Genomic DNA, 13,808 nt, shown 5'->3' on the forward strand with positions numbered 1-13,808 from the left:
CATGTGCGGCATCGTCGGAATGGTGGGCTCTGCCCCGGTCAATCAGGACATCTACGACGCACTCCTGCTGCTGCAGCACCGCGGCCAGGATGCGACGGGAATCGCGACAGCTGAGGCGAACGGCGTCATGCACAACGCCAAGGCGCAGGGCATGGTCCGCGAGGCGTTCCGCACCCGCGACATGCGCGGGCTCCTCGGGAATGTCGGGCTCGGTCACGTGCGCTATGCGACCAAGGGCACGGCGTCGAACGAAGAGGAGATGCAGCCGTTCTACGTGAACGCGCCGTACGGCATCATCCTCATCCACAACGGCAACCTGACGAACACGCGCGAGCTGACGGCCGACATGGCCCAGCGCGACCGCCGTCACCTCAACTCCTCGAGCGACACCGAGCTGCTGCTCAACGTGCTCGCCGGCGAACTGCAGAACACGACGTCGACGGTCGACCTCGATGCCGAGCGGGTGTTCGAGGCCGTCGAGCGCACGCATGAGCGCATCGAGGGCGCCTATGCCGTCATCGCCGTGATCGCGGGCTACGGTCTGCTCGCGTTCCGCGACCCGTTCGGCATCCGTCCCCTCATCCTCGGTCGTCGCCCCTCGACCGTCCCTGGCGCGGAAGGCCGCGACGAATGGGTCGTCGCGAGCGAGTCGCTCGTGCTCGAGAACGCCGACTACGAGGTGGTCCGCGAGGTCGAGCCGGGCGAGGCGATCTTCATCACCAACGAGGGCGAACTGCACAGCAGGCAGTGCGCCAAGGATCCCGTGCTCGCGCCGTGCGCGTTCGAGTACGTCTACCTCGCTCGTCCCGACTCGGTCATGAACGGCGTCTCCGTCTACGAGTCGCGTCTGCGCATGGGCGACAAGCTCGCCGACACGATCGCCAAGCACGTGCCGATGGACAAGATCGACGTCGTCATGCCGATCCCCGATTCATCTCGCCCCGCGGCCATGGAGGTCGCCCGCAAGCTGGGCATCGAATACCGCGAGGGCTTCTACAAGAACCGCTATGTCGGCCGCACCTTCATCATGCCCGGCCAGGCCGTGCGCAAGAAGAGCGTGCGTCAGAAGCTGAACGCGATGTCGACCGAGTTCCAGGGCAAGAACGTGCTGCTGATCGACGACTCGATCGTGCGGGGCACGACGTCGAAGCAGATCATCCAGATGGCCCGGGATGCCGGTGCCACCTCGGTGACGTTCGCGTCTGCCGCGCCGCCCGTGCGATACCCGCACGTCTACGGCATCAACATGCCGTCGCGCCATGAGCTCATCGCCCACGGACGGACGATCCCCGAGATCGCCACCGAGCTGGGCTGCGACCACCTGGTCTACCAGGAGGTGGAAGACCTCAAGGCTGCGATCACCGAGGGCTCCGTGCTGAACGATCTCGACATGAGCTGCTTCGACGGCCGGTACGTCACCGGCACGGTCTCCGACGAGTACCTCGCGTGGGTGGAGGGGTCGCAGACCTCGTGACCTCGGGTGCGCAGCCGCTCTGGCGTGGTCGCGCCCTCGCGCTGATCGGCATCGTGCTGGTCGCCTTCTCGTTGCGCTCGGCAGTGGCATCCCTGTCACCGGTGCTCGACCACGTCGCCGAGGACTTCGCGGTCTCGTCGGTCGTCGTGGGTCTGATCGGTGCCGCGCCGCCCGTGTGCTTCGCCGTCTTCGGTCTGCTCACTCCGCTGTTCGAGCGCCGGTTCGGGCTCGAGCGCGTGGCCGTGGTCGCGATCGCGCTGATCGCGACCGGGCTGCTGCTGCGCAGCCTCGCCGTCGACTCGACGTCGCTGCTCGCCGCGACGACCGTGGTGTTCGCGGGTGTCGGCTCGGGCAACGTGCTGCTGCCGCCTCTGGTCAAGAAGTACTTCCCCGATCGACTCGGTCTGATGATGACCGTGTACTCGACCACCATGGCCGTGTCGACGTTCGTGCCGCCGCTCGTCGCGGTGCCGCTCGCCGACTCGGCGGGGTGGCGGGTCTCGCTCGGCCTGTGGGGCGTGTTCGCCGCGATCGCTCTGGTGCCGTGGGTGGCGATGCTGGTCACGAGCCGAGCGGATGCCGTCGCCGCCGCGCAGACACGCGTCGATCCCGCCTCGACCGAGGTCGAGCGCGACGGGTACGACGCGGCATCCGTGGCGACCGGCCCGATCGCGACGACGCCTGCGAACCCCCGGGTCTTCGGCCGGCTGTGGCGGTTGCCGATGGCATGGTCCATCGCGCTGGTGTTCGCGGCGTCGTCGACGCTGGCCTACGTCTCCTTCGCCTGGCTGCCCTCGATCATGATCGACGTGGGTGGGGTGACGCCGGCGAATGCGGGGCTGCTGCTCTCACTGTTCGGTCTGATGGGTCTGCCGTGCTCCCTGCTCGTGCCCATCCTCATCGTCCGGTTCCAGGCCACGCGACCCGTGTTCGTCATCTCGATCGCCTGTGGCCTCACCGGACTCCTCGGATTCATCTTCCTCCCGACGGTGGCGCTGCCGATCTGGGTCGTGTTCTTCGGCCTCGCGCCAGGGCTGTTCCCGCTCGCTCTCGTGCTGCTCAGCATCCGCGCGCGCACGCCGGAGAGCGCCGTGGCGCTCAGCGGGTTCGTGCAGAGCATCGGATACGCGGTCGCCGCGGTGTTCCCGCTGTTGATCGGTCTGCTGCACGACATGACCGACAGCTGGCAGATCCCGCTCTGGCTTCTCGTCGGCGTTCTGATCGCGGTGATCCCCGCCGGGTGGATCGCGGGTCGTCGTCGCACGATCGAAGAGGACTGGGAGCGCCGGCACGGTCGCTGGTGACTCGCGGCGAGGTCACGGCACCGGTGCGACCTCAGCGTGCCCTCAGTGCGCCCGCACCTCGTCGCCGACGCTGATGGTGCCGCCGGCCCACTCGGCGGATCCGTCGGCCGCGGCACGCGGCGGAAGCAGCAGCCTGCCGAGCGTCGGCTCATCCTGTCCGAGGTCGTTCGTGAGGGTCTTGAGCACCTTCGCGTCACGGGCTCCGGTGTCGGGATTGGCGTGTGTCGCCAGGCACCGAACGATCGGGCCCGCTGTGCGGAACGACACCCGACCGATGCTCAGCTCACCCGTCCAGTCGAGCTCGGACCACGGGGCGACGTCATCGACGACGACGTTCGAGCGGAATCGCCGGTCATCGATGCCGAAGCCGAGGGCGTCGCTGAGCGCGTCGACGCTGCCGCGACTGTGCACCGAGACGTATCCGCGAGCGCGGTCCTGGAACCTCGACGTCACACCGTCGCCCACCAGCACGAGCGGCAGTCGTCCTGGGCGTCGGATGCGCCGGCCCTCCGCGCTCGCGAGCACGAACTCGGTCACGGCATCCGCGAGCTCCACACGGCCGGCGTCATCGAGTCCCGCCTCGACGAGCACTGCTCCGGCGTGCTCGATCCGCACGCGCTGCCGAGCATCGTCGTAGTCGGTGCGCAGTGCCGCGAGCCCGGGGAAGTCCTGCAGCGAGAGGCCCTTCGCCTTCGGCCAGTGGTCGAGGCCGTCGTGGTGCTCCGGGGCCGTCGCATCGGCGAAGCGGAACGCCAGCACGCGATCGCCCGCGATCCGGCCGTCGGCTTGCACGATCAGCGAATCGACGGATTCGGGAGTGAAGCCCTTGATCGGGTGACGGAAGAGCGAGACGACACGAGCCATGAGGAGATCCTCTCAGGCTGGTAGGGGTCCGTCCGTCACCGACAGGGCATCGGCAGCGACGGGTTCCGGCATTCCGGGCACGACGAAACCCCCGTGCATCGCACGGGGGAGTCGACGACGATCGAATCGGCGGTCAGGCCTTTTCGAGCTCGTCCTCGTCTTCGTCTGCATACTCGTCGGCCCACTTGTCGACATATGCGTCTTCAGCGTCGCTCGGGTGCGCGAGTTCGCGCTCGAGCGCCGAGTAGTTCACCGACGGACTGAACGACTTCAGTTCGCGGGCGATCTTGGTGTGTTTCGCCTTTTGACGGCCACGGCCCATGCCTGAGACCCCCTCACGAGTTAAGCTGCGAGCAACCATCTGCCCGAGTCATTCACGACACCGGCTGAGGGCCGGTAAGAGTAGCATTCAGAATAGCACGCGGCCAGACCGCACTGGCCCGTTGGCAGCTGGTGAAGGGAGCGATCCTCATGACCGACAACACCTCGACGCCCACCGACGAGGCCGCACAGAACGCGACACTGCAGAAGGCCGTGATCGTCGGGATGCAGCCGGGTCAGCCCACGCGGGTGATCGAAGAAGCAGCGCGGTTCGCCCGGCTCCTCCGGGTGCCTCTCGTGGTGGCCCACGTCGACGTCACCCGCTTCGTCACCTACGAAGATCCCGATGGCTATGTGCACTCGGCGCCCATCGACATCAACATCGACGCCGGAGCAGCCGAGTTCGAGGCCGTACAGGCCGAAGCCACTGCGGCGCTCGACGGCACAGGCCTGACGTGGACGGCCCGCCAGCTCGTCGGCGACCCTGCCCTCGCCATCAAGCAGCTCGCCACCAAGCTCGACGCCCAGCTGATCGTCGTCGGCACACGCAAACGTGGCATCGGCGAGTCGATCCGCGAGTTCTTCACGGGATCCGTCGCCGCCCGCCTCGCGCATCGCCAGCACAGGCCCGTGCTCGTCGTGCCCCTGCAGGACCCGGTTCCCGACACTCAGCCCGAGATCTGGACCGAGTAGGTCTCGGCCGACCCCTTCCGGTTCGGATGGCTGGCCGATCGCCAGCCGGCTGGCGTCTTCCCGGACGGCCCAGCCAACCGGCAAGACGCCAGCCCACCGCACGACAGAAGCCCCTCTCGTCGAGTGACGGGAGGGGCTTCGGACGTGCGACGGGGTGAGGTCAGCGCCCGAGCGATGCCAGAGCGGTCGTGATCCCTCGGGCCGCGGCATCCAGCCCGTCCTCCAGCTGCGTGACGACGGATGCCGGCAGCGTGCCGCCCTTCGCCACGTGGGTGCGGAGGTCGGTGCGCACGCGTGCGCGGAAGGCGTTGATGACGGCATCCGCTCGGTGCAGCTCCTCGCGAGTGACGATGCGCTCGTCGTCGCCCGCGGTGCGCGGGCGGGACTTGGATGCGGCGCGGTCGTCCTTCTCAGCCGTGGCCAGGTCTGCGCGAAGGCTCTTCATGGCCTCCTTGACGCTCTGACGCACCTCGTTGGCGATCAGTCGCACCGAGTCGGTGAGACCCGCCTCGATGCCGGCGAGGTCGCCCTCGCGTGACGCGAGCTCGGCGCGTCCGGCATCCGTGATCGCGTAGATCGTGGTGCGGCCGTCGACGGTCTTGCTGACCAGACCCTCCTCCTCGAGCTTCGCGAGCCGCGGATAGATGGTCCCGGCGCTGGGCGTGTAGGTGCCACCCGTGCGATCGGTCAGAGCCTGGATGATGCCGTAGCCATGCTGGGGCGCCTCGGCGAGCAGCGAGAGCAGGTAGAGCCTGAGATCGCCGTGGGAGAACACTGCGGGACTCATGCTTCCTCCCATTCGGGGTCGTTCTCGATCGAGCTGGGCGTGCGGCGAAGAACGGTGACGCCGCCCGAGACGGAGTTCGCGCGCAGGTCGACGAAACGACCGGCCAGTTCACCGGTCGAGCCGGTGTAGTTGTTGATCCCGGAGGAGCCGCGCTCGACGCCGTCGATCAGCAGTCGTCCGCTCAGCGAGCGCACGACGTAGTTCGCGGCGAGTGACTCGTCGAGGCGCACGGTGGTGCCGCCGGAGACCGAGTTGACGTTGATGGCGTTCACGTCGCCGGCGGCGTCGACCAGCGTCGACCCCGAGACGATGTCGACGGTGGCGCGGCGGATGGTGCCGGTGACGGCGACATCTCCTGAGACGCTGTTCGCGCTGATCGAGCCGGTGAGGCCGCGAACCTGCACGTCGCCGGACACCGAGTTGACCGTGAGGTCGCCGATGAGGGTGTCGACGATGAGGTCACCCGAGACGGTGTTGAGGCGGGCGTCGTTGCGGATGCCCGAGACGAGTGCTCCGGCGCTGACGACGCCGAGGTTCAGGGCGATCGAGCGGGGCACGGCGACGCTGACCTCGGCCTTGGGGCCGCCCGAGCCGAAGTTGCGGAACACCTCGAGGAAGTTGTCCCAGCCGAGCTGCGGGTGGTCGATCTCGACCTCGCCGTCGTTCGCCTCGATGCGGAGGTCTTTGGTGGTGACACCGTGCACCTCGATGCGGATGCCGGGTTCGTCGTGTGCGATGACATCGACCTGACCGCCGACCAGACCGATCTTCAGCCGGGTGACGTTCTCGATGTCGATGACGCGTTCTTCGCCGGGGGCGATGAGCCACTTCTCGGTCATGTCTGCTTCTCCTGGTTCGAGGGAACACGATATATCGTGTGTGGCAAGAGTAACACGATATATCTCGATCTTGTCAAGAGTGTTCGGTGACGGGCCGTCTGCAGGATCCGGGCACGTCGGCAGGACGGTTCGGGGGAGATGGTCCTGTAGTCGCGCTTCGGTCCTGCAAAACGGCACGGGTGGGGTGCTGAAACGGCGACCTCAGACGAGGGGCGGAGTGTGCCAGATGCGGTCGATGTAGTCGCGGATCGAGCGGTCGGACGAGAAGAACCCCGTGCGGGCGACGTTGAGGATCGCGGAGCGGGTCCAGGAATCCTGGTCGGCGTATGCGGCATCCACCCGATCCTGCGCGGCGATGTACGACGCGTAGTCGGCGAGCACCATGAAGCGGTCCTCGTAGAGCAGGTTCGAGACGACGGGTTCGAACACCGAGCGGTCGCCGCGAGAGAAGGCGCCGGATGCGATCAGGTCGATCGCCCGACGGAGGCCGTCATCGGCCTGGTAGAACTCCTGCGGCCGATAGCCGCGAGTGCTCAGCGCCTCGACCTCGGGCTCGCTCATGCCGAAGAGATAGAAGTTGTCGTCGCCGACGAGCTCGCGGATCTCGACGTTGGCCCCGTCATCCGTGCCGATGGTGAGCGCGCCGTTCAGCGCGAACTTCATGTTGCCGGTGCCAGACGCCTCCTTGCCGGCGAGCGAGATCTGCTCCGACAGGTCGGCGGCGGGGATCACGCGTTCGGCCAGAGTCACGTTGTAGTTCGGCGGGAAGACGACCTTCAGTCTGCCCTCGAGTCGCGGGTCGGTGTTCACCACCTCGCCCACGGCGTTGATCAGGTGGATGATGCGCTTCGCCATCGCGTATCCGGGCGCGGCCTTCGCGCCGAAGATCGCCGTTCGCGGCACGACGTCAGACACGGCGATGCGCCCCGAGATCACGCCCTCGTAGGTGGTGACGATGTGCAGCACCTTCAGCAGCTGGCGCTTGTACTCGTGCAGACGCTTGACCATGACGTCGAGCATGTGGCCGTCGCTGATCTCGACGCCGTCCCGTTCGCGCAGCACCTCGCTCAGGCGGCGCTTGTTCGCGGCCTTCACCGCGGCGAACGCGGTGCGGAATTCGGCATCCTCGGCGAACGGCTCGAGCTCATGCAGCCGTTCGAGGTCGGTGGTCCAGCCGTCGCCGATCGCGGCGGTGACGAGCGAAGAGAGTTCCGGGTTGGCGAGGCGCAGGAAGCGCCGAGGTGTCACCCCGTTTGTGACGTTCGTGAACTTGCCGGGGAAGAACACGTCGAAGTCGCTGAGCACCTTGTCGCGGAGCAGCTGCGAGTGCAGCTCGGCGACGCCGTTCACCTTCGCTCCGGCGACGGTCGCGAGGTACGCCATGCGCACCGAGCGCTCCGGATGCTCGGCGATGATCGACATGTTGCGCACGAGCATCTCGTCGTCGCCGAAGCGCTCGCGCACCGCCACGAGGAACTCGTCGTTGATGCGGTAGATGATCTCGAGGTGGCGGGGCAGCAGTCGGCCCAGCAGTTCGACCGGCCAGACCTCGAGCGCCTCGGGAAGGAGCGTGTGGCACGTGTAGGCGAAGCACTGCTGGGTGATCGCCCACGCGGCATCCCACTCGAGGTGCTTCTCGTCGACGAGCACGCGCATGAACTCGGGCACCGCGATCACCGGGTGGGTGTCGTTGAGCTGGAAGATCACGCGCTCGGGCAGGTTCGCGAGGTCGAAGCCGTCGGCGAGCATGTTGTCGAGGAAGTCGTGGATGGATGCCGCGACGAAGAAGTACTGCTGCTGCAGGCGCAGCTCCTTGCCCTGCGGGGTGGAGTCTTCGGGGTAGAGCACCTTCGAGATGTTCTCGGCGAACGTCTGCGCTCGCACGGCCTCTTCGTAGTCGCCTGAGTTGAAGATGCGCAGGTCGAAGGCGCTCGTGGCGACCGCGCTCCACAGCCGGAGGGTGTTGACGCGGCCGTTCCGGAATCCGGGGACCATGTAGTTGTAGGGCACGGCCTGCACGTTCCACGCGGGGACCCACCGGCTGCGCGTGACGCCGTCGTCGTCGTATTTCTCGGTGTGGCCGCCGAACGCGATCGTCTGCGCGTCTTCGGGTCGCGCGAACTCCCACGGGGAGCCGAGCGCAAGCCAGGCGTCGGGCTGCTCGACCTGCTGACCGTCGACGAACGTCTGACGGAAGATCCCGTACTCGTAGCGGATGCCGTAGCCGATGCTCGGCACAGCCATCGTGGCGAGCGAGTCGATGAAGCAGGCGGCGAGGCGCCCGAGTCCGCCGTTGCCGAGACCCGGCTCGACCTCGTGCGCGCGCAGCTCGTCGAGCGAGACGCCGCACGACGCCAGGGCTTCGCCGGCGACCTCGGTGAGGTCGGCCGCGAGCAGGTTGTTGTCGAGCTGACGGCCCAGCAGGTACTCGGCCGAGAGGTAGCAGACGCCCTTCGCCTGCACCTCCTTCTGGTGCCGCACGTCTTCGAGCCAGCGTGCCATCAGGTACTCGCGCACCGTGTGGGCGAGCGCGAGATAGCGGTCATTCGCGCTGGATGCCGACAGCGCGACGCCGCGGTCGAAGTTGAGGTTGTGCAGGAAGCGCTCGACGAACTCATCCGCAGTGCTCGGCGGAGCGATCACGGGAGCGAGGGCGAGCGGATGCAGAGGGGAGTGTGATTCGGGCACGAGACGACCGTAGCGAGCGACGAGCCGATTCGTGTGACGCGCGGATGAAGAATATCGGTTGGGCAGCAAGCTTGACCTTGACGCAACGTCAACTTCTACCGTGGAGTTATCGAAGAACGGATCCACGGAAGGAGGACTCGATGACCGGTCGTGATTGGTCGATCCAGGAGATCGCCCGACTCGCGGGCACTACCAGCAGAACGCTGCGTCACTACGACGACGTGGGTCTGCTGCCACCCTCGCGCATCGCGCACAACGGCTATCGCCACTACGACGAGGCCGCGCTCGTGCGCCTGCAGCGCATCCTGCTGCTGCGTGAGCTCGGACTCGGTCTGCCGCAGATCGCGGAGGTGCTGAACCCGGTGAATGCGCGGCAGAGCGAGGAGTCCGCTCTCGAGACACACCTCGCGCTGCTGCGCGAGGAGCAGAACCGGCTGGCGCGGCAGATCGCGTCGGTCGAGAACACCATCAACGCACTGAAAGGAGGTGAAGAACTCATGGCAGAGAACATGTTCGACGGCTTCGACCACACCCAGTACAAGGAGGAGGTCGAAGAGCGCTGGGGTCGCAAGGCCTACGCCGACAGCGACCGCTGGTGGCGCGGGATGACCGATGCCGAGCGCGCCGACTGGCAGCAGCGTGTGTCCGACCTCGGTCGCGACTGGATCGCCGCCGCAGAGAGCGGCATCGACCCGGCATCCGCCGAGGCTCAGGATGTCGCTCGGCGCCACGTCGAGTGGCTCACCGGCATCCCCGGAACCCCCGCGGCCGTGCCGGGTGGTGACGTGAAGGGATACGTCATCGGGCTCGGCGAGATGTACGTCGCAGACCCGCGCTTCGGCGCGAACTACGTGACGTCGGCCGGCGGCACGCAGGGAGCGGAGTTCGTCCGCGACGCCCTTCGCATCTACGCGGAAGGCAACCTGTAGCCGGCATCCGCGTGTCCGTCAGCCGCTGCTGCGGGGTCAATAACGCATCCGAGACGCCCGTTTCAGGTGCGTTTTTGACCCCGCACGGTGCGAGAGGTGTGGGGGTGGGGCGTTTCGTCTCGCTCGGCTTCGCCGTGCTCGCTCAACGACCGGGGCGCGACGAGACGCCCCGCTTTGCACAGATCGAGACACCAGGGCAAGGCCGAGAGCGGATGCCGGGGGTGGGCGTAGGGTCGGGTCATGGGCCACCGCCGCAGACGCACCGACGCCGCGCCGCTCTTCGCCGCGGCGGCCGTCGCCTACTCCGCGAACGTCGCCCTCGGGACGGCGGTCGCCGCCAAGGTCATCGACACGAGCAACTTCCGCTGGCTGCACCACGCGATGTACATCGCCACCTGCGCCACCGCTGCCGCTGCGTTCTCGGCGATCATCTGGGGCCGGCCGACGCATGCGAGCCGCCGCGCCGCCCTGGCGCTCGCGCCCGCCGCCGCTCCGCTCGCCGCCATCCCCTACCTGGGCACGCACAGCCGACGGCATCCGCTCGTCGCGCTCGCCGCGGGCCCCTTCATCGTCGCGGGCCTCATCTGCTCGCGCCTCGCCACCGACCGGAAGTGAACGCATGGAACTGCTCGACGCCATCCGCCGCCGCAAGACTACGAACGGGCCGTTCCTGCCCGACCCGGTGTCGGAGGAGCATCAGCGCATCCTGCTCGAGGCGGCCGGTCGTGCCCCTTCGCAGCTGAACAGCCAGCCGTGGCGGTTCGTGGTCATCGAGAACCGCGACACCATCGATCAGATCGCGCGCATCTCAGGCGAGAGCATGACCGAGGCCATGTCGAACGGGACGTTCTTCGAGCGCTACAAGCCGTACTTCCGGTTCAGCCAGGCCGAGATGGAGGAGAAGCGCAGCGGGATGCTGTTCGACAAGCTCCCTGCAGCCCTCCGCCCGTTCACGAGCCAGGTGTTCACCAAGCGCGGCCAGAAGCTGATGAACACGTTCGGGGTGCCCAAGACCCTGGGCGAGGAGAACCACAAGCTGGTCGGCGGCTCGCCGCTGCTGCTCGGTGTGATGCTCGATCGCAGCGAGTACCGACCGGGCCAGCTCTCATCGTTCTACTCGGTCTTCAGCATGGGCGCGGCGATGGAGAACGTCTGGCTCACCACGGTCGAGGTCGGCATGGGCATCCAGTTCATCTCCTTCCCGATGGAGGTGCCTGGTCGCTGGGACGAGATCGTGAAGCTGCTGCGCGTGCCAGATGACCTCGAGCTCATGGCGGTCTACCGCCTCGGCTATCTGCCACCCGAGCAGCGCCGCCCGGCGATCGACTGGTCGAGCCACCAGCGCAAGCTCGCGTCGCAGTACGTGTTCCGCGAGAACTGCGACCAGCCCCAGCAGGGCTGGGACGCGCCGCCGCCGGGTGCGGGCGCCCCGCCGACGAGCTGAGCGTCAGCCCCCGCTCTTGCGGGGGAGGACCTTCAGATCCTGCAGCGCCGGGCCCTCGATGCGGGTGCCGTCGGCGGCGAACCGAGAGGCGTGCAGCGGGCAGTCCCAGGTGCACTCGGCATCGTTCCAGTCGAGCACTCCGCCGAGGTGCGGGCAGACGGCCGAGACCGCGCGGGTGACTCCGTCGACCGTCGAGATTCCGACCGGGCGTCCGCTGCGGTTGGCGACCACACCCTCGCCCTCCGCCGGCTTCGGAACCGGCACGGGGTTGCGCTCGGCCTCGACCCATCCGCTCGTCGCGGCGGCCGCGACCTTCGCTCCTTCTGCGGCTCCTCGGGCGAGATCGGCCGGTACCGTCAGCCTCGTGCCGAGCTTGACCATCCACGACGGCCGATCGTGCCAGTTGGCGCCGAGGATCTCTGCGGTCAGACGCAGAGCAGCGGCCGGCGCGTTCGACAGCCCCCATTTGGCGTAGCCGGTCGCGAAGCGGATGCTGCCGAATCCTCGTGGCATCGCCCCCACGAACGGGATCTGGTTGTGCGACTCGTAGTCCTGCGCCGACCAGCGGTGGGTCTCTTCGGCGTCGGGGAAGTACTGCCTCGTCCACTCGACGAGATCGTCGACCGCGGCGGCCTCGCTGTCGGAGCGCCCGACCGGATGCCCGTTGCCGCCGACGATGAGCTGCGCCGTGCCGCCGGGGCCGTCGGCGGGCGAGACCGGACGGATCGACCGGCTGGGGGAGTCGAGCGAGATGAAGGTCGACTCCGGCACGTCGCCTGCGACGCGGAACGAGACGCAGTAGGACCGGAAGGCGCGCATCTTCGCGAAGTACAGCCCGCGGTCGAGGATCGGATAGCCCGTCGCGATCACGATGTGCTCCGCGAACATGGGCCCGACCGGGGTCTCGACGCGCGGCTCGGGAAGGACGTGGGTGGCGGTGACCCGGGTTCCCATGTGCAACGTGCCGCCGGTCGCGAGCAACTCCTCGGCGAGCGCCTGCGTCACGAGCGCAGGGTCGATGGTCACCTGGTCGTCGAGTGCGACGGCGCTGACGACGGGGAAGGCCGCCTCCGAGAGCTCCTCCCGAGTGAGCATCCTGGTCGCGAGGCCCGCTTCGCGCGCCGCCTCGTGCACCTCGCGCACCGAGTCGACGCCGTTCGGATCCTGCGCGTAGGAGTGGTCGGCTCGCCGCTCGTACGAGACGCCTGAGTGGTCGGCGAAGCCGACCAGCCAGTCCATGCCCTCGCGGTTGCCTTCGACGTACGCCTGCACGAGGGAAGCGGAGTGGTGCCTGCGGATCTCGGCGAGCCGCTTGCCCTGCAGCAGGGTGAGCTTGCCGGTGTTGCCGCCGGTCGCCAGCTCGGCGACCTCCCCCGCCTCGATCACCGCCACGTCGAGCCCCGCGCGCGTGAGCATGACTGCGGTGGTGAGGCCGGTGAGGCCCGCACCGACGATGATCACGTCGTGCCGTGCGCCGGGATCGAACGGTGTGCCGATGGGCGGGGTCCGGTCGAGCTTCCACAGTGGCTTCATGGCGTCAGTCTTCGCCCAGACGCCGCGCAACCACACCCGGTTGACAATCAGCGGATGCGTTGCATCGGCGCGGCTAGAGTTGTCGCGTGACTCTCCGCAGCCTCCTACTGGTCTTCGTGGGAGGCAGCATAGGCACGGCGGCGCGGCTCGCGGTCGCGCTCTGGATTCCGGATGCCGGAGGCTTCCCGGTCGCCACCCTTGCGGTCAACGTGCTCGGGGCACTGCTGATCGGCATCCTCGCCGCTCGGCTGCAGCAGACCACGGGCCTGCGGGTGTTCCTCGGCACCGGTGTGCTCGGCGGCTTCACGACCTACAGCGCGTTCATGACCGGTGCGGTGGAACTCTGGGCGGATGCTCCGCTGCTCGCCTTCGTCTACGCCGCGGCCAGTCTCGTTCTCGGCCTTGCCGCGGCCGCGGCGGGGCTGCGTCTCGGCCGACCTCGTCCGTCCGCCCGCCTCGACGGAGCAGCAGCCGCATGAGCCCGCTGCTGTTCATCGGAGCCGCACTCGCCGGAGGCGTGGGAGCAGCGCTGCGCCATCTCGTCGACCTCGGTGTCGCGAGGGTCGCGGGTCGGCGCTTCCCGTGGGGCATACTCCTCGTGAACCTCAGCGGGTCGTTCGCATTGGGCGTCATCACCGCGGCGCTTCCTGGCGGCGCGTTCCTGCTCGGAGCCGGTCTGCTCGGGGGATACACCACCTTCAGCACGGCGATGCTCGACACGGTCGCGCTGTGGCGCGACGGCGAGCGAACGGCATCCGCGTTCAATGCCGTGGGGATGCTGCTGCTCGGTCTGCTCGCGGCAGGGCTGGGGATCGCGCTCGGCTCGATGCTCTGACGACGACGCGGGTCTGCCCGCCTCGCGCTGAGATCGATGCTTGACCCGATCGTCCGCACCGGGCTAGTCTCCTTGCTAATCGTTTAACTGCTAATCG

The 13,808-nt window shown here is 68.0% G+C and carries 14 protein-coding genes; 8 read left to right on the forward strand and 6 right to left on the reverse strand.

Translation table 11 applies throughout. The features are described 5' to 3' along the window. The first annotated feature begins 1 nt into the window (after position 1). Together purF and AC04ME_RS03590 are read left to right on the forward strand one after the other, a co-directional pair. Positions 2–1,474 (forward strand): amidophosphoribosyltransferase, encoded by a 1,473-nt coding sequence (gene purF / locus AC04ME_RS03585; protein ID WP_042537998.1) that lies wholly within the window; start codon positions 2–4, stop codon positions 1,472–1,474. Next, positions 1,447–2,778 carry an MFS transporter gene (locus tag AC04ME_RS03590; protein WP_475433596.1) on the forward strand — a complete coding sequence of 444 codons (1,332 nt, stop codon included), beginning with the start codon at positions 1,447–1,449 and terminating at the stop codon, positions 2,776–2,778. The genes purF and AC04ME_RS03590 overlap by 28 nt, the downstream gene beginning before the upstream one ends. A 42-nt stretch (positions 2,779–2,820) precedes the next feature. Here AC04ME_RS03590 and AC04ME_RS03595 read toward each other — a convergent pair whose 3' ends face one another. Together AC04ME_RS03595 and AC04ME_RS03600 are read right to left on the reverse strand one after the other, a co-directional pair. After that, on the reverse strand, positions 2,821–3,642 hold the full coding sequence (locus AC04ME_RS03595) for an MOSC domain-containing protein (RefSeq protein ID WP_475433598.1): 822 nt from the start codon (positions 3,640–3,642) through the stop codon (positions 2,821–2,823). A gap of 133 nt (positions 3,643–3,775) precedes the next feature. After that, positions 3,776–3,964 (reverse strand): DUF3073 domain-containing protein, encoded by a 189-nt coding sequence (locus AC04ME_RS03600; RefSeq protein WP_042537993.1) that lies wholly within the window; start codon positions 3,962–3,964, stop codon positions 3,776–3,778. Positions 3,965–4,113: 149 nt separating this feature from the next. Between AC04ME_RS03600 and AC04ME_RS03605 the strand changes: the two genes are divergently transcribed. Next, a complete protein-coding gene (locus tag AC04ME_RS03605) occupies positions 4,114–4,656 on the forward strand; it encodes a universal stress protein (RefSeq protein WP_056375471.1) in 543 nt (180 codons plus the stop codon). Between the two features lie 160 nt (positions 4,657–4,816). Here AC04ME_RS03605 and AC04ME_RS03610 read toward each other — a convergent pair whose 3' ends face one another. The 3 genes from AC04ME_RS03610 to AC04ME_RS03620 all read right to left on the reverse strand — a co-directional run bounded on the left by AC04ME_RS03610 (position 4,817) and on the right by AC04ME_RS03620 (position 8,970). Then, positions 4,817–5,443: a PadR family transcriptional regulator gene (locus AC04ME_RS03610; RefSeq protein WP_309693471.1), complete on the reverse strand. Its 627-nt coding sequence runs from the start codon at positions 5,441–5,443 to the stop codon at positions 4,817–4,819. Then, positions 5,440–6,282 carry a DUF4097 family beta strand repeat-containing protein gene (locus tag AC04ME_RS03615; protein ID WP_475433601.1) on the reverse strand — a complete coding sequence of 281 codons (843 nt, stop codon included), beginning with the start codon at positions 6,280–6,282 and terminating at the stop codon, positions 5,440–5,442. The genes AC04ME_RS03610 and AC04ME_RS03615 overlap by 4 nt, the downstream gene beginning before the upstream one ends. Positions 6,283–6,483: 201 nt before the next feature. Then, complete coding sequence (locus AC04ME_RS03620; protein WP_475433603.1) at positions 6,484–8,970, reverse strand: glycogen/starch/alpha-glucan phosphorylase; 2,487 nt, start codon at positions 8,968–8,970, stop codon at positions 6,484–6,486. Between the two features lie 140 nt (positions 8,971–9,110). Here AC04ME_RS03620 and AC04ME_RS03625 point away from each other — a divergent pair, with 140 nt between their 5' ends. The 3 genes from AC04ME_RS03625 (at position 9,111) to AC04ME_RS03635 (ending at position 11,343) form a co-directional block, all read left to right on the forward strand. Beyond that, the gene (locus AC04ME_RS03625) at positions 9,111–9,899 is read left to right on the forward strand and encodes a MerR family transcriptional regulator (RefSeq protein WP_475433605.1); all 789 of its coding nucleotides are present in this window, start codon (positions 9,111–9,113) and stop codon (positions 9,897–9,899) included. 240 nt (positions 9,900–10,139) lie between these two features. Beyond that, entirely contained in the window at positions 10,140–10,514 is a 375-nt protein-coding gene (locus tag AC04ME_RS03630; RefSeq protein WP_475433607.1) for a hypothetical protein, read from the forward strand. 4 nt (positions 10,515–10,518) lie between these two features. Next, on the forward strand, positions 10,519–11,343 hold the full coding sequence (locus tag AC04ME_RS03635; RefSeq protein WP_475433609.1) for a nitroreductase family protein: 825 nt from the start codon (positions 10,519–10,521) through the stop codon (positions 11,341–11,343). A 3-nt stretch (positions 11,344–11,346) separates the two neighbouring features. On the opposite strand, the gene AC04ME_RS03640 is transcribed toward AC04ME_RS03635, so the two are convergent. Then, positions 11,347–12,876, reverse strand: coding sequence for an FAD-dependent oxidoreductase (locus tag AC04ME_RS03640; RefSeq protein ID WP_475433610.1), 1,530 nt, complete (start codon positions 12,874–12,876; stop codon positions 11,347–11,349). An 86-nt stretch (positions 12,877–12,962) separates the two neighbouring features. Here AC04ME_RS03640 and AC04ME_RS03645 point away from each other — a divergent pair, with 86 nt between their 5' ends. Both AC04ME_RS03645 and AC04ME_RS03650 read left to right on the forward strand, forming a co-directional pair. Continuing rightward, positions 12,963–13,355 (forward strand): fluoride efflux transporter FluC, encoded by a 393-nt coding sequence (locus AC04ME_RS03645; protein WP_475433612.1) that lies wholly within the window; start codon positions 12,963–12,965, stop codon positions 13,353–13,355. Beyond that, positions 13,352–13,711 carry a fluoride efflux transporter FluC gene (locus AC04ME_RS03650; protein ID WP_475433613.1) on the forward strand — a complete coding sequence of 120 codons (360 nt, stop codon included), beginning with the start codon at positions 13,352–13,354 and terminating at the stop codon, positions 13,709–13,711. The genes AC04ME_RS03645 and AC04ME_RS03650 overlap by 4 nt, the downstream gene beginning before the upstream one ends. Positions 13,712–13,808: the final 97 nt, after the last annotated feature.

This window comes from Microbacterium sp. LjRoot205, assembly GCF_056175745.1.

Excerpts from the sequence above, each read along its gene's own strand:
- purF (WP_042537998.1), top strand. The coding sequence starts at position 2 with ATGTGCGGCATCGTCGGAATGGTGGGCTCTGCCCCGGTCAATCAGGAC.
- AC04ME_RS03595 (WP_475433598.1), bottom strand. The coding sequence starts at position 3,642 with ATGGCTCGTGTCGTCTCGCTCTTCCGTCACCCGATCAAGGGCTTCACT.
- AC04ME_RS03600 (WP_042537993.1), bottom strand. The coding sequence starts at position 3,964 with ATGGGCCGTGGCCGTCAAAAGGCGAAACACACCAAGATCGCCCGCGAA.
- AC04ME_RS03605 (WP_056375471.1), top strand. The coding sequence starts at position 4,114 with ATGACCGACAACACCTCGACGCCCACCGACGAGGCCGCACAGAACGCG.
- AC04ME_RS03610 (WP_309693471.1), bottom strand. The coding sequence starts at position 5,443 with ATGAGTCCCGCAGTGTTCTCCCACGGCGATCTCAGGCTCTACCTGCTC.
- AC04ME_RS03615 (WP_475433601.1), bottom strand. The coding sequence starts at position 6,282 with ATGACCGAGAAGTGGCTCATCGCCCCCGGCGAAGAACGCGTCATCGAC.
- AC04ME_RS03625 (WP_475433605.1), top strand. The coding sequence starts at position 9,111 with ATGACCGGTCGTGATTGGTCGATCCAGGAGATCGCCCGACTCGCGGGC.
- AC04ME_RS03630 (WP_475433607.1), top strand. The coding sequence starts at position 10,140 with ATGGGCCACCGCCGCAGACGCACCGACGCCGCGCCGCTCTTCGCCGCG.
- AC04ME_RS03635 (WP_475433609.1), top strand. The coding sequence starts at position 10,519 with ATGGAACTGCTCGACGCCATCCGCCGCCGCAAGACTACGAACGGGCCG.
- AC04ME_RS03640 (WP_475433610.1), bottom strand. The coding sequence starts at position 12,876 with ATGAAGCCACTGTGGAAGCTCGACCGGACCCCGCCCATCGGCACACCG.
- AC04ME_RS03650 (WP_475433613.1), top strand. The coding sequence starts at position 13,352 with ATGAGCCCGCTGCTGTTCATCGGAGCCGCACTCGCCGGAGGCGTGGGA.